The organism is Roseomonas sp. CECT 9278 (genome assembly GCF_918698155.1).
Lineage (GTDB): Bacteria > Pseudomonadota > Alphaproteobacteria > Acetobacterales > Acetobacteraceae > Neoroseomonas.
Genome location: NZ_CAKKLX010000001.1, coordinates 155,324 through 170,413 on the forward strand (window position 1 = coordinate 155,324; position 15,090 = coordinate 170,413).

Sequence of the window (15,090 nt, forward strand, 5' to 3'; positions counted from 1 at the left end):
GGCCGCACCAGCATGATGCTCCGCCCCCGCCAGAAGCTCTTCGTCGAGCGCAGCCTTCGTGCGCTCGACGAGCACGGCAACACCCTCGGCGTCGCCCCGACCGGCGCCGGCAAGACGATCATGCTGTCGGCGGCGGTGGGCGAGCATATCGGCGGCAGCGCCGCCAAGGCTGCCGTCCTCGCCCATCGGGATGAGCTCACGGCGCAGAACCTGGCGAAATTCCGCCGCGTGAACCCGGGCGTCTCCACTTCGGTGGTGGATGCCGGCCAGAAGTCCTGGGGCGGCCACGTCACCTTCGCCATGGTGCCGACCCTGACCCGCCAGGCGAACCTGGAGGCGATGCCGGCGCTGGACCTGCTGGTGATCGACGAGGCGCATCACGCCGTCGCGGACAGCTATCGCCGCATCATTGATCGGGCGCGGCAGCGCAATCCCGATTGCCGCATCTACGGCGTCACCGCCACGCCGAACCGCGGCGACAAGGTCGGGCTGCGGCAGGTCTTCTCCAACGTCGGCGACCAGATCCGGCTTGGCGAATTGATCGCCTCCGGCAACCTGGTGCCGCCGCGCACCTTCATCATCGATGTCGGCGTGCAGGACGAGCTCCGCGCCGTGCGGCGCAGCGGCGATGACTTCGACATGGGCGAGATCGCCCGCGTGATGGACACGGTGCCGGTCACCGACGCGGTGGTGAAGCACTGGCAGGAGAAGGCCGGCAACCGCCAGACCGTGGCCTTCTGCTCGACGGTCGCACACGCCGAGCACGTCGCCACAGCCTTCAATGCGGCCGGCGTCCCCACCGTCGTGGTCACCGGCGAGATGCCGAACGGGGAGCGACGCTCCGTCCTGGAGGCCTATGCCAGGGGCGAGGCGCGCATCGTCGTGAATGTCGCGGTGCTGACCGAGGGATGGGACCACCCGCCAACCTCCTGCGTCGTGCTGCTGCGGCCCAGCTCCTTCAAATGCACCATGATCCAGATGGTCGGCCGCGGGCTGCGCACCGTGGATCCCATGGAGCATCCCGGCATCGTCAAGCGCGACTGCATCGTGCTCGACTTCGGCACATCCTCGCAGATCCACGGCTGCCTGGAACAGGACGTCGACCTCGACAGCCAGCCTGGCGAGGGCGAGCCGCCCACCAAGACCTGCCCCTCCTGCGAGGCCGAGGTGCCAATCGCGGTGATGGAGTGCCCGATCTGCGGGCACGCCTTCGAACCCCGCGGGCGCGATGCCGCGCCGTTGGCCGACTTCATCATGACGGAGATCGATCTCCTCCGGCGCTCCGCCTTCCAGTGGTGCGACCTGTTCGGCGACGACGCCGCCCTGTTGGCCAATGGGTTCAACGGCTGGGCGGGCATCTTCTTCCTAAACGGGGCCTGGCACGCGGTCGGCGGTGCGAAGGAGGAGCGGCCGCGCCTGCTCTCCATCGGGGAGCGGCTGGTGGCGCTGGCCGCAGCGGACGACTGGCTGAACGCCTACGAGACCGACGAGAGCGCCCACAAGAGCCGCCGCTGGCTGCGCGAGCCGCCGACGGAGCGCCAGCTGATTCACCTGCCGCCCGAGGCCAGGGCTGATCTCGGCATGACGCGCTACCAGGCATCTGCGCTGTTGACCTTCAAATTTAACCGCCAGGCCATCCGCAGCCTGGTGCGCAACGCCCAGCCCGCGACGCTGGGCCAGGCTGCATGACCAGCCATGCGTAATCCCGTCCTGCCCTGCGCCATCTGCCGCCGCTCCACGCGCGGCTTTGGCTGGTTCGATCCGACGCGGCGGCGGCCGCCACGCCCCACCGCTTCTTTCTGCGGCATCGCCTGCCAGGCGCTTTGGACCACCCTTGCTGCGAGGAGCGCACCGTCCGTGGTTGATCTCACTGAACAGGAACAGGCAGCCATCCGCGCAACCATGCGCCCGCTCGGCGAATGCCTGGGCGAGATTGGCTGGCAGACTCGGTTGATCGATCTGACCGAGCCGCAGGTGCTGACGCTGATCGAGGTTGCCGTCGGCGGCTTCCAGGATGCGATGCAGGCCACCGCCGCGCAGGCACAAGCTCCGCACCGCCCACTCACCGCTGCGGATGCGCCCTTCTGATGCTGGACCTCAACAGCCGCAGCCAGACCTCGGGGCACGTCAACGCCGCCATCGATGCCGCGCTGGTCGCCACCAACGCGGCCACGCCGCCGCGCGACTATCTGGGTGGCTCCCGGCTGGGCCACGCCTGCGAGCGCGCGCTGCAGTTCGAGTTCGCAAAGGCGCCGAAGGATGAGGGGGCGGACTTCGACGGTCGGCTGCTGCGCATCTTTGGGATCGGGCACGCGCTGGAGGATGTGGCCGTGGCCTGGCTCCGTGGCGCTGGCTTTGATCTCTACACGCGCCGTGGCGGTGGCGAGCATGGCGAGCAGTTCGGCTTCTCGGTCGCAGGCGGCCGCATCCGCGGCCATGTCGATGGTGTGCTGGCCGGCGGCCCGACCATCCCTGGCATGGCGTTCCCCGCGCTGTGGGAATGCAAGACCATGAACGCGAAGTCCTGGCGCGAGACGTCCAGCAAGGGCGTAGCTGTGGCCAAGCCGATCTACGCGGCGCAGATCGCGGTCTATCAGGCGTACATGGACGCCAGTGTCCCAGGCGTGGCGGATAATCCGGCGCTGTTCACCGCCATCAACAAGGACACCGCCGAGCTCCATCACGAGCTGGTGCCGTTCAACGCCGAGCTGGCGCAGCGCATGTCGGACCGGGCCGTGCGCATCCTGGCCGCGACGGATGCCGGCGAGTTGCTGCCCCGCGTTGCCGCCCAGGCCGATCACTTTGAGTGTCGCTTCTGCCCCTGGGCCAAGCGCTGCTGGGCGCTGCCTGCATGACGGCGTGGGGCGACTTCAACGATGCCGCGCCGCTGCTGGACGATAGCGCGAGCGAGATTCCCGCCGGTGGGCAGATCGCCGTCGATCGGCTTCCCAGCGATGGGCAGTCGACGCTGCCTGCTTGCGGCCACGTCGCGCCGGACATCGAGCAGATCGCCGCCTTCCTCGACGTCGTGTTTGGCTATTGCGACGGGCTGATCCCGGTCCGCGGCTTTGTCGACCAGGGCCAAGGCCTCGACACCAAGCCGCACAACATCTGGGTGCCGGCCGATCGGCACGCCGCCGCATCCCTCAGCGCCTATGCCACCTGGGCCGCGCGCGAGGGCAGCGCCGTCTATGTCATCCCCGGCACTGTCGCCGAGCAGGGCCAGGCCCGCGCCGAGCATGTGCTGCAGATGCAGACTGTGGTGGTCGATCTCGATGCCGGCGACATCACCGCCAAGATGGCGCACCTGGTCCACCACCTCGGGGGGCCGACCCTGCTGGTCGAGAGCGGCGGCCGCACTGCCGAGGGCGCCGCCAAGCTGCACGCCTGGTGGCGGCTCACCGAGCCGGCCGAGGGCGACGACCTGGCGCGGCTCTGCGCGCTGCGCGGCGAGATCGCGGAGAAGGTCGGTGGCGACCTGCACTTCCGATCCGCTCACCAGCCGATCCGCGTTCCCGGCACCGTCCACCAGAAGCATGGCGTGCAGCGGCGGGTCATCATCCGGGAGCACCGGCCCAGGGTAGAGTTCGAGCTTCCCGACTTCACCGCGGCCGTAGCGGTCATGCCCACCATGCCGGGCCTGGAGGCGCCCACCGCCGCCCAGGGCGCCACCCGCCCCAGCCTCGATGCGGTCCTGACCACGCCGGTGCGGGAGGGCGCTCAGGACGCCTGGACCCGCTTCCAGGGCGCCAGCGCCGCCATCGGCCACTTCGTCCGTATGGTCCACGAGGGCCGCATGACCGGCAATGAGGGCTGGGAGGCGATCTGCCAGTACAACGCCGCCTGCCTCCGCCCGGCGTGGCCGCTGGACCGCCTCAAGGTCGAGGCCGATGCGATCTGGGCCCTGCACGTCGACCGCAACGGGCAGCCCCTGCTCCGCGCCGCGGCCCTGCCGCACAGCGCCATCCCCGCGCACACGCTCGGCGCGCTGCTCGACGACAAATCCCCCATGCCGGACGACCTGATTGGGCCGCGCCTGCTGACCCCGGGCGGGATGCTGGTGCTCGGCGGCGCGCCGAAGGTCGGCAAATCAGACTTCCTGATCAGCCTGCTGGTGCATGCCGCCGCCGGCGCGCCGTTCCTGCGCTTCACGGCCCCGCGCCCGCTGCGCGTGTTCTATCTCCAGGCCGAGATCCAGTACCACTACCTGCGCGAGCGCCTGCAGCAGCTCCGGCTCGACGCCGCGATCGTGGCCCGCGCCCGCGACACCCTCGTCGTCACCCCCAAGCTGCGCATGTTGCTCGACGACCAGGGCGTGTCCCTTGTGGCCGCGGCAATCCGCGCCGCTTTCCCGGATGCCCCGCCGGACATCATCTGCATCGATCCCATCCGCAACCTTTTCGATGGCGGGCCCGCGGGCGAAGGGGAGAACGACAACGCGGCGATGATGTTCTTCCTGCAGAGCCGGGTCGAGGCGCTGCGCGACCAGGTCGCCCCCGAGGCGGGCATCGTCCTCGCCCACCACACGAAGAAGCTCAGCAAGCAGCAGGTGAAGGACGATCCCTTCCTGTCGCTCTCCGGCGCCAGCGCACTGCGCGGCTACTACACCTCGGGCGCTATTCTGTTCCGCCCCGATGAGGAGCAGACCGAGCGCGAGTTGCATGTCGAGCTCCGCAACGGCCCCGGCCTCGAGCCGATGCTGGTCGACAAAATCGCGGGCCGCTGGGTGGAATTCGATCGTCGCGGCGAACGCCTGGTCAGGCAGGACATCGGGCGCAAGCTCGATGCCGAACGGCTGCGCAAGCAGGATGTGATCCTCGGCATCCTGCTCGATGAGGCAGCTGAAGGCCGGCTCTACTCCACCATGCAGTTGGCGGAGAAATTCGAGAACAAGGTCGGGCTCGGCAGCAAGCATACGATCCGCGAGCGGTTGAGCGTGCTCGCCACCAAGGGCTTCGTGAAGTTCCGCCGTGACGGCACCGAATTCGGCCTTGGCGTCGTTCGGTCGCGGTTCGGGTACCTCTGCGTGGAGGGCATGACCTTCGGCCCCGAGGTCGAAACCGTGGATCCGCAGACCGGCGAGGTGACCACAAGCGCCCGCCGCGTCCTGCCCAGCCACTTCAAATGCCCCCAATCCGGCAACTGCCTGGACGTCGAAAATCCGGAGGTGTGGGTCTACCCGGAAGGCGTCTTGGACGACCTCACTCCTGAGGAGTTAGGCCTAACTCCTCACTCCTCCCCGAAAACAACGCCATGAAATCAACGGCTTGGGAGGACAGAGGAGTTAGGTCCCTAACTCCTCCCGCTTCACACCTAACTCCTCTTTTTCCGTTTCGGATCAACGGGTTGTGCCAGGTTGAGGAGTTAGGTGTTGCTCCCACCCCCTACGGGGGTGTGCGTGCGCGCCTCATCGGCGCGCGCACACCACACCTCGGGCGACCGGGTTGGGCGCGTGGGCCGCCCCCGCTGGGACCACCCCACCCGATGCCGGGCAGCGACGGCGAGCTCCGCCAAGAACCGCGCCGTCGCCGCCCTCACCAGGATCATCCCCTCTCGGAGACCACCATGGCAGTTGCGACTCTCACCATGCCCGCCGCGCATGCAAGCGGCCCGCCCATCGCCCTCCCGCCCGAGATCAGCCTGGCGCGCAACGCCGTGCTCGCCCTCGACCTCGGCACCACGACCGGATGGGCCCTGCGCTCGCGTGACGGCGGCATCACCTCCGGCATCATGACCTTCAAGCCGACCAGGTTCGAAGGCGGCGGGATGCGCTTCCTGCGCTTCCGCGGCTGGCTGGCCGAGGTCGCCGCTTTGTCCGGCGGCGTGGCGCGGATCGTGTTCGAGGAAGTCCGCGCCCATGCCGGCACCGATGCGGCGCACATCTACGGGGGCTTCCTCGGCATGCTCACCGCTTGGTGCGAGGAGCGCGAGGTCCCCTATGAGGGCGTTCCGGTCGGCACGATCAAGCGCTATGCGACCGGCAAGGGCAACGCCGACAAGGCGAAGATGGTCGCCGCCATCCAGGCCCGCGGCTTCGCGCCGGCCGACGACAATGAGGCCGATGCCATCGCCCTGCTGCTCTGGGCCACCGACCCCACTGGAGGCCGCGCATGAGCATGCACGGCGCACCGCAACCGCCTCGGTCCTGCCTCGACCGCGGCACGCGCAGCCCGACCAACGACAGCGAGGTCAACGCCATGCGTGCAGCCGCGTGGCACCGGCATGGCGTCGCCGCCTTGCCGATCGCCGAGATCACCGACGACTGGCTGCGCCAGGCCATCACCAACGAAGCCAACCGGCGCTGGGGGCGTCGCAGCGGAGAGAACCATCATGGCCGGTAAGCGCAAGCCCAAAGCGTCGAAGGCGAAGCACGACGATCTGGCGAGGCCGTCGAAGTGGCGGCTGCAGCATGGCGCCTTCTCGGGACCGATCCGCACTGCCGATCCCGAGACCGGCACGCCCGTGCAGCATCGCCGCGCCGTGGACACCCTGGGCATGATGCTCGCCAGCGGCAGCATCACGGCGCAGATGCACGAGGCGGGTGAGATCTTCCGCGGGCTGTTCCGCGCCGCCTGCTTCGACAGCATGTCGACGTCGCAGCTCCTGCGCATCCCCGGCTCGCGCGTCGACACGCTCTCCACCATGCAGATCGAGGCTCGGCGCCGCGTCGCTGCGGCACTGGACCTGCTCGGTGGGCACGAGAGCCCCTGCGGCTCCTGCGCATGGTTCGTCGTTGGCCTGGAGTTCTCAGTCCGCGAGTGGTCGATGCGCCAGGGCTGGGCGGGACGGACGGTGCATGGCCCTGTCGGGCAGGGCATCCTGGTCGGCACGTTGGGCACGCTGGCCATGCACTTCGGCCTCACGCCGCGGGCGAAGGCAGCGTGATGCAGCGTGGCCGGGGCGGTCCGCATCGTCCCGGTCACGCTGTTACAATTGACCCCATGGCGGCACCGAAATCGATAAGGCTAGAAGCAAGACACGTAGAGAAGGTGCGAGAGCGCCGCGGCTGAGCAGCCACGCTGCGGCTCGATCGAGACAGTGGCTCTCGAGCCGCAGGGTCCTTCCTGGCCCCGCTGTATGCGGGGGGCGGAAGCGCGCAACATCGCTAGCGCCAGGCCGGAAATGTGGTTTGCAGTTTGCAGCCTTTCCGAGCCGTTTCAGATCGTTAGCTGCAAACCGACGCCGCCCCGCGGCCCTGCAAACCACCTGCAAACCGGATGGCCCGATGACGCTCCCCTGGATGGCGGCGAAGATTGTGCTGCGTCCGGTGGCGGAGCTGCGCCCGCATGCCGGCAACGCGCGCGTTCACAGCGCGGAGCAGCTGGAGCAGATCAAGGCCAGCATGCTGGCCTTCGGCTTCACCAACCCGCTGCTGGTGGATGAGGACGGCGTGCTGATCGCCGGCCACGGCCGGCTCGAGGCCGCGACGGCGCTCGGCATCGAGAAGGTGCCGGTGATCGTGCTGCGGCACCTGTCCGCGGCGCTGAAGGAGGCGCTGCGGCTCGCCGACAACCGCATCGCGGAGAATGCGACCTGGGATCAGGCGCTGCTTCGCGATGCGCTGGCCGCTGTGCAGGCGGTGCCGGACATCGACCTCGGCGCGCTCGGCTTCTCGGCAGATGAGCTCGCGGACATCCTCGCGGCGGCTGGAGATGCCGTGTCCGACGGCGACGCGCCCGAGGCTCTGTCGGCACCCGCGGTCCAGGGGGGCGCGGCGGAGACGGATGCCTCGGCGGAGGATGACCCCGCGGATGCCGAACCGAATCTGCCGCGCCAGGCCGTCACTCGCCCCGGCGACCTCTGGCTACTGGGCGAACACCGCCTGCTCTGCGCCGACAGCACTGACGCCGCCAGCGTGGCGCGCGTGATGGGCGATGACCGCGCGGCGCTGCTCTTCACCTCCCCGCCCTACGGGAACCAGCGCGACTACACGACCGGCGGCGTCACGGATTGGGATGCGTTGATGCAGGGAGTTTTCCAGCATCTCGACGCGGCCATGCGCCCCGACGGCCAGGTGCTGGTGAACCTCGGGCTGATCCATCGCGACAATGAATGGCAGCCCTATTGGGCCGGCTGGCTCGACTGGATGCGCGCCCGCGGCTGGCGCCGGTTTGGGCTCTACACATGGGACCAGGGGCCGGGCCTGCCGGGCGACTGGAACGGGCGGCTGTCGCCCGCCTTCGAGCTCCTGTTCCACTTCAATCGCGAGGCCCGCCGCCCGAACAAGATCATCCCCTGCCGCTGGGCGGGGCACGTCAACTCGGAGAAGGGTGGACTCCGCGCCAAGGACGGCACCGTCGGCGAATGGCAGCATGCCGGCCAGGGCGTGCAGGAGACCAGGATCCCGGACAACGTGCTCCGCATCACGCGGCACAAGGCCCGCGGCATCGAGACAGAGCATCCCGCGGTGTTCCCCGTCGCCCTGCCGGACTTCCTGATGCGCGCCTATGCCGACGAGGGCGATGTCGTGTTCGAGCCCTTCGCCGGCGCCGGCACCACCATCATCGCCGGCCAACGTACCGGTCGTCGCGTGCGGGCGATCGAGCTGGCACCCGCCTATGTCGACCTGGCGGTGGCGCGGTGGCGGATGCTGCATCCCGACCTGACGGTGACGCTCGCCGATGATGGACGCGACTACGACGCCGTGGCTGCGGCGAGGCAGGAGGTCACCGCCGATGCAGCCTGACCTCGTCGTCTCCGCGCTGCCCGTCGCGTCGCTCGTCCCCTACGCCGAGAACGCGCGCACGCATTCGCCGGCACAGGTGGCGCAGATCGCCGCCTCCATCGCCGAGTTTGGCTTCGTGAACCCGGTGCTGGTCGACGCCGAGGGCGTGCTGATCGCCGGCCACGGACGCGTCATGGCCGCGAAGCAGCTCGGGCTCGCCTCCGTGCCGGTGCTGCGGCTTGGCCATCTCTCTCCCGCGCAGGCGCGTGCGCTGCGCCTCGCGGACAACCAGATCGCGCTGAACTCCGGCTGGGACGAGGCGCTGCTCGCCGCCGAGATCGCGCGGATCCGCGACGAGGCGGTGGTCGACCTGGACGTCCTCGGCTTCTCGGGCATGGACCTGGACCGGCTGCTGGCCGCGGCGGATGCCGGCCTCGGCGATGACGCCGACGAGGCGCCACCGCCGCCAGTGGTGCCCGTCACGCGTACCGGCGACCTCTGGCGCTGCGGCGAGCATCGGTTGCTGTGTGGCGATGCCACCCGGATCGAGGACGTGCAGCGCGCCCTCGGCGCCGGCCATCTGGCCGACATGGGCTTCGTCGATCCGCCCTATAACGTCGCCTACGAGGGCGGCACCGCGGCCAAGATGACCATCGCCAACGACGCGCTCGGCGGCGGCTTTCCGGAGTTCCTCCGCCCCGCGCTGGCCAACCTGCTCTCGGTCACGAAGGGCGCCTGCTACGTCTGCATGTCCTCCTCCGAATGGCCGACTCTCCATCGCGTCTGGCAGGAGGCGGGCGGGAAGTGGTCGAGCACCATCATCTGGGCGAAGAACACCTTCGCGCTCGGCCGCGCCGACTACCACCAGCAGTTCGAGGCGATGCTTTACGGCTGGAAGGCGGGCGCGCAGCACTACTGGTGCGGTGCGCGCGACCAGGGGAATGTCTGGCACTTCGACAAGCCGGCGCGCAACGACCTGCATCCGACGATGAAGCCGGTGGCGCTGGTCGAGCGCGCCATCCGCAACAGCAGCAAGCCGCGTGACACGGTGCTGGACTGCTTCGGCGGGTCGGGCACGACGATGATCGCGGCGGAGCGCACGGGGCGGCGCGCCGTGCTGCTGGAGATCGACCCCGCCTATGCCGATGTGATCGTGCGGCGCTGGCAGGAAACGACCGGCGAGGCCGCCGTGCTGGAGGGTGACGAGCGGGTCTTCACGGACATCGCGTCGTGCCGGGCCGCCGCCGCGACGTAGCTCGTCACCGCCAGAGGCGGCGGACCCGCAGGAAGACCCGGTATCCGAGCTCGAGAACGGGAAGCACGATCGGCGATGCTGCGAGCCGCCCGGCCCATGCGAGCTTCGGGAGCTGCTGCCAGATTTCGGCAAAGGCGGCGGCACCGGACGCCAGACTGCCGTCGGCGCGCCGGACATGCATGCGCGCCAGTGCCGCGTCGCGCGACAGGCCAGGACCGAGACCGTTCGCATCGCACGCGGTGACGTCGACGAAGTCGAGCCGTTCCGCACCTTGCACCTTGCGGTACTGTGCGATCTCGCGTGAGCAGATCGGGCACGCGCCATCGTAGTAGACGGTCGTGGTGGGCGCGGCGCTGGACGTGTTCATGCCGCAGACATGGCCCCTCGGTTGCTCTGCGCCAGGGCGCCGGTCTTGGGAGCAGCGGGGATCATCTGACGATCCGAGAAGCTCAATCAAAGCAATAAGATAACGCTGCATCTTGCTTGGCTCGGGCGCGACACAGCGCGAATGGTCCGTCACGCGCAGGGGATGCCCTGCAGCACCAGACGGAGACCAGCATGACCGACCGAGAAGCCCGCGCCGCGCGCAACCAGGAACGCAGCCTGGCCGCCTTCCTCGCGAAGAAGGCCGAATTGGACGCTCTCCTCGCGGAACTCACCCAGGCCAGCGCGGACCACTTCGGCGCGGATCCGGAGACGGTCCTCTGGGGCGAAGCGGCCTGGCTTTCGGATGCCACCGCGAAGCTGAAGGACATCGCGGACCAGCATTTCCGCCGCGGCGAATACGAAGCCTGACGCGGGCGACTCCCGCACCGCCCCGACCGGGTTCTGCCCGGCGGGGCTCCCGGCAGTAGGGGCCGATGCCCGGCACCCGGAACCGGAGACCACCACGATGACCAAGCTTTCCGACAGCCAGCGCGTGATCCTCAGCGCCGCCGCGCAGCACGAGATGGGCCTGGCCCGCGCGCCGAAGACCCTGCCGGCCGCGGCCCGCAACGCGGTGTTCCGCAGCCTGATCAAGAACAACCTGCTCACCGAGATCAACGCCCCGCGGGACTTCGTCGGGTTGGGCTGGCGGCAGGACGACGACGGCACCTGGATCGTGGCGCGCATCACCGACGAGGGGCTGCGCGCCATCGGCATCGACCCGAACGAGGGCGACGCGGTGGCCGGCGAGCCCGACTGCTCCGGGATCGAGGGCAGCGTGCCCGACACGGCGCCCACGGGCGCGGAGGAGTCGGCGCCGGAGGGTGAGGACGCCCCGCCGCCCGAGGCCGCCCAGGCCGCGCCCCTGGCGGAGGAAATCGCCCTGCTCGACCAGGCCCTCGCCGCACGCGCCTCCACGCCCCGCCCAAGCCTGCGCGATGCCGCCGCGGCGGTGCTGGCCGCCTGGGATGACGAGACCAATCGCGCGGGTGACATGATCGGAGCCCTGGACGCGCCGATGGCGGCACTGCGCACCCTGCTCGCCGGCAAGCCCGCCCGCATCGCCCGCGAGCCCAGCGCGCCGCGCAAGCCGCGCGAGGGCACGAAGCAGGAGCAGGTCCTGGCCATGCTGCGGCGGCCCGAGGGTGCGACGGTCGCGCAGATCGCCGAGGCCACCGGCTGGGCGCAGCACACGGTCCGCGGCTTCTTCGCAGGTCTGAAGAAGCGTCAGGGGATCGAGGTGCAGGTGCTGGAGCGGGTCCGCCAGGTCGGCCCGAACAAGGAGGGCGCCCGAGGGTCCTACAGCATCTACCGCATCGCCGACTGACGCCGCCGGCGCCGCGATCAGGGCCCGCCGCGCTGCGGCGGGCCTTCGTACTTCTCCCAGGGCTTCGGCTTGGGCTTCGGTGGGTCGAGCGCCAGGATCAATTCCTCGACCGTCCACTTGTGGCGCTTCGCCGACTTCGCGACGTCCAGCAGCACCTTCCTCGCGTCCTCGATGTAGAGCTTCACGACGCCGCGCGTCACGTAGCCCCCTTCCGCGATCGCCATGGCCTTCGCGGTGTTGAACACCATCTTCTCGATGTCCTTCGGCGCGCTCGGCTGCGTCATCTTCCGCGGTCCTCGATGGTCGAGGTGATGTCGCACGACGCGCGTGCATTGCCCACAGGAATCCGCGATCGACTACTGATCATTCGCCTTGGCTGTGCGGAACCACAGCGCGAAGCGTCCGTCACGCGCAGGCACACCGCCGCGCAGCACGGAGACGGACGATGCAGCAGATCGCCACCATCACGCACCTCAAGGGCCTCGCTGAGCACGCCCGCATGAGCCACGCGCATTGGCTGCGCGGCGCGCGCCAGGGTGGCAGCGGGAACTACGGCCCCGCCTACTGCATCGAGGGCGCGGGCACCTGGCGCCGCCGGCTCGGCGAGCTGCTCGCGCAGATCCGCGACGCTGAGCGGACGCGATGAGCGCCCGGACGCAGCGCCGCTGGATCGTGCTTGGCCAGGACGGCCGGCATGTCACGCTGGGACGCGCGGTGTCGCCGACCGCGGAGGAGATCGCCGCGGCGAGCGATGCACTGAGCCAACAGGGCCTCGCCGGCTGGATCGCCACGCTGGAAGGCGACTACTGGGGTCGCGGGCGCGTGACGCTCGCGCCCGTGCAGATCATCGGCACGCCCGTTGCGCTGGATTGGTCCGCGGCGGTCGTGGCCTTCCTGGACGCTCGCCAGCGCGCGCGGCGCGCTGCCTGATCCGACCATCACGTGCGGCGGGAGGTCGCCGCCATGCCGGAACTGACCGCCTCCACGCGCGAGGCCGCGCGCCGCCTCGGCGTCAGCGACACCGCCATCCACAAAGCTGAACGGGCTGGCCGGATTGCCCGCGAGCCGGATGGCCAGTGGGATATCGACAAGACCCGCCGCCGCCTGACCGAAACCGCTGATCCCGTCCGCTCGCCGCTGGCCAGTGGTGCCGGCGCGGATGGCACGCCCTTCGCCCGGCTGAAGGTCGCGCAGCTCGCCCTGAAGGTGGAGGCGCAGCGCCTCTCGCTGGACGAGACCAAGCGCCGCCTGGTCGATGTCACCGAGGCCAATGCCGCGCTCGACGAGATCGGCAGCACCATGCGCGACGCGCTGCTGAACTGGCCCGCTCGCGTGTCTGGCCTGATCGCGGCCGAGATCAGCGTCGATCCGCATCTGCTGCAGACCATCCTGCAGAGCCACATCAACGACCTGCTGACGGAGGCGGCCGATCGCTTCGATCCAGCAGGCCTCGGAGGGGATCGGTCTCCGCAGCCGTGAGCATGTGCGCCGGCGTGTGGGCGCGATGCTCCGCCCGCCGCCGCAGCTCACTGTGTCGGAATGGGCCGAGCGGCATCGCATGCTTGGTAGCCGCGCATCCGCGGAACCCGGGCCCTGGCGCACCAGCCGCACGCCGTATCTGAAGGACGTGATGGACGCGCTGTCCGCGGTGCATCCCGCCCGCCGCGTCGTGTTCATGAAGGGCGCGCAGGTCGGGGCCACGGAAAGCGGAAACAACTGGCTCGGCTACATCATGCACCACGTGCCGGCACCGGCGCTGGCGGTGCAGCCGACCGTGGAACTGGCGAAGCGCTTCTCGCGCCAGCGCATTGATCCGCTGCTGGAGGAAACGCCCGCCCTGCGGGAGCGCGTCGCCCCGGCCCGGGCCCGCGATAGCGGCAACACCATGCTGTCGAAGGAATTCCCCGGCGGTATCCTGGTGCTGACGGGCGCCAACAGCGCCGTCGGGCTCCGCTCCATGACGGCGCGGTTTCTGTTTCTTGACGAGGTGGACGCCTATCCCGGCGACGTCGCCGGCGAGGGTGATCCGATCGCGCTGGCCGAGGCGCGGGCCCGCACCTTCGGCTGGCGCCGCAAGGCCTTCCTGGTCAGCACGCCCACAATCGCGGGCCGCAGCCGGATCGAGCGGGAATACCTGGCCTCCGACCAGCGTCGGTTCTTCGTGCCGTGCACGGCCTGCGGCGAGATGCAGTGGCTCCGCTTCGAGCGGCTGCTCTGGGAGAAGGGGGCACCCGAGACGGCGCGGTATCTCTGCTCCGCGTGCGATCATCCGATGCAGGAGCACGACAAGACCGCCATGCTCGGCGGCGGCGAATGGCGGGCGACGGCCGAGGGCCAGGATCCGCACACGATCGGCTTCCACATCTCCGCGCTCTACTCGCCGGTGGGCTGGCTGTCCTGGGAGCAGATCGCCCGCGATTGGGAGGCGGCCCAGGGCAAGCCCGAGGACATCAAGACTTTTCGGAACACCGTCCTGGGCGAGACTTGGCAGGAGCAGGGCGAGGCGCCGGATTGGGAGCGCCTGGTCGAGCGCCGCGAGGACTTTCCGATGGGCGTGGTGCCCACGGGCGCGCTGGTCCTCACGGCTGGCGTCGACGTCCAGGACGATCGCCTGGAATGCGACGTCTGGGGCTGGGCCGAGGGCTTCTCCTCCTGGCTCGTGGACCACGTGGTCATCCCTGGCAGCCCAAGGGACCGCGAGCCTTGGGACGAACTCGCCCGGCTGCTGGCGCGCGACTGGCCGCGCCAGGGGGGTGGCGCGATGCGCATCGCCCGCCTCTGCGTCGACACCGGCGGCCGCGACACCGCCGCCGTCTATGGCCACCTGCGCCGCCTGCGGGATCCGCGCATCGCGCCGACCAAGGGCATCGATGGCTGGAATCGGGCGCAGCCGGTGCAGGGCCCGACACCGGTGGATGCGCTGGTCAACGGCCAGAAGCTCCGGCGCGGCCTCAAGCTCTGGACCGTGTCCGTCTCGACCTGGAAGGCCGACCTCTATCGTCGGCTCTGGCTTGGCCGCGGCGACGTGGAGGAATTGCCGCCCGGCTGGGTGCATCTGCCGCGCGCGATCGAGGTGGAGTGGGTCAAGCAGCTGGTCGCGGAGCAGCTGCGCACCACGAAGGACCGGCGCGGCTTTGCGCGGCAGGAATGGGCGAAGCTGCGCGAGAGGAACGAGGCGCTTGACTGCGCAGTGCTGGCGCGCGCCGCGCTCTGGCTGCTCGGCGCCGATCGTTATGGCGAGCAGTTCTGGGCGCGGCTGCGGGATGAGGCGGCGGATGCGCCGCTTCGGCCGAGCGAACTTCCCACCGATGGGAATGTCGCTCCTCAGTCGCCACCACCTGCGCCAGCCGCATCCGACAGCCAGCGCCCGCGAGGCTGGCTCGCGCCACGTAACGGCTGGCTTCGCTGAAAGGAGGA

17 protein-coding genes are annotated in these 15,090 nt (G+C 69.9%); 15 read left to right on the top strand and 2 right to left on the bottom strand.

Annotation, left to right across the window (positions count from 1 at the left end; translation table 11 throughout):
• Positions 1-12: 12 nt before the first annotated feature.
• The 9 genes from LQ222_RS00825 (at position 13) to LQ222_RS00865 (ending at position 9,920) form a co-directional block, all read left to right on the top strand.
• A complete protein-coding gene (locus LQ222_RS00825) occupies positions 13-1,689 on the top strand; it encodes a DEAD/DEAH box helicase (RefSeq protein WP_230163885.1) in 1,677 nt (558 codons plus the stop codon).
• Between the two features lie 6 nt (positions 1,690-1,695).
• On the top strand, positions 1,696-2,088 hold the full coding sequence (locus tag LQ222_RS00830) for a DUF6511 domain-containing protein (protein WP_230163886.1): 393 nt from the start codon (positions 1,696-1,698) through the stop codon (positions 2,086-2,088).
• Positions 2,088-2,855, top strand: coding sequence for a hypothetical protein (locus LQ222_RS00835; protein WP_230163887.1), 768 nt, complete (start codon positions 2,088-2,090; stop codon positions 2,853-2,855). Before LQ222_RS00830 ends, LQ222_RS00835 begins: the two co-directional genes overlap by 1 nt.
• Positions 2,807-5,257 (top strand): AAA family ATPase, encoded by a 2,451-nt coding sequence (locus LQ222_RS00840; protein ID WP_230163889.1) that lies wholly within the window; start codon positions 2,807-2,809, stop codon positions 5,255-5,257. The genes LQ222_RS00835 and LQ222_RS00840 overlap by 49 nt, the downstream gene beginning before the upstream one ends.
• 308 nt (positions 5,258-5,565) lie before the next feature.
• Positions 5,566-6,114, top strand: coding sequence for a crossover junction endodeoxyribonuclease RuvC (locus LQ222_RS00845; protein ID WP_230163890.1), 549 nt, complete (start codon positions 5,566-5,568; stop codon positions 6,112-6,114).
• Positions 6,111-6,341 (top strand): hypothetical protein, encoded by a 231-nt coding sequence (locus LQ222_RS00850; protein WP_230163891.1) that lies wholly within the window; start codon positions 6,111-6,113, stop codon positions 6,339-6,341. The genes LQ222_RS00845 and LQ222_RS00850 overlap by 4 nt, the downstream gene beginning before the upstream one ends.
• Positions 6,331-6,885: a hypothetical protein gene (locus LQ222_RS00855; RefSeq protein ID WP_230163893.1), complete on the top strand. Its 555-nt coding sequence runs from the start codon at positions 6,331-6,333 to the stop codon at positions 6,883-6,885. Before LQ222_RS00850 ends, LQ222_RS00855 begins: the two co-directional genes overlap by 11 nt.
• Before the next feature lie 340 nt (positions 6,886-7,225).
• Positions 7,226-8,686 (top strand): site-specific DNA-methyltransferase, encoded by a 1,461-nt coding sequence (locus tag LQ222_RS00860; protein WP_230163894.1) that lies wholly within the window; start codon positions 7,226-7,228, stop codon positions 8,684-8,686.
• On the top strand, positions 8,676-9,920 hold the full coding sequence (locus LQ222_RS00865) for a site-specific DNA-methyltransferase (RefSeq protein ID WP_230163897.1): 1,245 nt from the start codon (positions 8,676-8,678) through the stop codon (positions 9,918-9,920). Before LQ222_RS00860 ends, LQ222_RS00865 begins: the two co-directional genes overlap by 11 nt.
• A 4-nt stretch (positions 9,921-9,924) precedes the next feature.
• Here the strand turns inward: LQ222_RS00865 and LQ222_RS00870 are convergent, their stop codons facing one another.
• Entirely contained in the window at positions 9,925-10,287 is a 363-nt protein-coding gene (locus LQ222_RS00870; RefSeq protein WP_230163898.1) for a thiol-disulfide oxidoreductase DCC family protein, read from the bottom strand.
• Positions 10,288-10,478: 191 nt separating this feature from the next.
• Between LQ222_RS00870 and LQ222_RS00875 the strand changes: the two genes are divergently transcribed.
• Both LQ222_RS00875 and LQ222_RS00880 read left to right on the top strand, forming a co-directional pair.
• Positions 10,479-10,715, top strand: a complete 237-nt coding sequence (locus tag LQ222_RS00875) for a hypothetical protein (RefSeq protein ID WP_230163899.1) — start codon at positions 10,479-10,481, stop codon at positions 10,713-10,715.
• 97 nt (positions 10,716-10,812) lie between these two features.
• Positions 10,813-11,673 (top strand): DUF3489 domain-containing protein, encoded by an 861-nt coding sequence (locus LQ222_RS00880; RefSeq protein WP_230163900.1) that lies wholly within the window; start codon positions 10,813-10,815, stop codon positions 11,671-11,673.
• Between the two features lie 17 nt (positions 11,674-11,690).
• Here the strand turns inward: LQ222_RS00880 and LQ222_RS00885 are convergent, their stop codons facing one another.
• The gene (locus LQ222_RS00885; RefSeq protein ID WP_230163901.1) at positions 11,691-11,957 is read right to left on the bottom strand and encodes a hypothetical protein; all 267 of its coding nucleotides are present in this window, start codon (positions 11,955-11,957) and stop codon (positions 11,691-11,693) included.
• Between the two features lie 161 nt (positions 11,958-12,118).
• Between LQ222_RS00885 and LQ222_RS00890 the strand changes: the two genes are divergently transcribed.
• The 4 genes from LQ222_RS00890 to LQ222_RS00905 all read left to right on the top strand — a co-directional run bounded on the left by LQ222_RS00890 (position 12,119) and on the right by LQ222_RS00905 (position 15,082).
• Positions 12,119-12,319 carry a hypothetical protein gene (locus LQ222_RS00890; RefSeq protein ID WP_230163902.1) on the top strand — a complete coding sequence of 67 codons (201 nt, stop codon included), beginning with the start codon at positions 12,119-12,121 and terminating at the stop codon, positions 12,317-12,319.
• Positions 12,316-12,603, top strand: coding sequence for a signal recognition particle subunit SRP19/SEC65 family protein (locus tag LQ222_RS00895; RefSeq protein ID WP_230163903.1), 288 nt, complete (start codon positions 12,316-12,318; stop codon positions 12,601-12,603). The genes LQ222_RS00890 and LQ222_RS00895 overlap by 4 nt, the downstream gene beginning before the upstream one ends.
• 33 nt (positions 12,604-12,636) lie before the next feature.
• Entirely contained in the window at positions 12,637-13,152 is a 516-nt protein-coding gene (locus tag LQ222_RS00900) for a hypothetical protein (RefSeq protein ID WP_230163904.1), read from the top strand.
• Between the two features lie 79 nt (positions 13,153-13,231).
• On the top strand, positions 13,232-15,082 hold the full coding sequence (locus tag LQ222_RS00905; protein WP_374202143.1) for a phage terminase large subunit family protein: 1,851 nt from the start codon (positions 13,232-13,234) through the stop codon (positions 15,080-15,082).
• Positions 15,083-15,090: the final 8 nt, after the last annotated feature.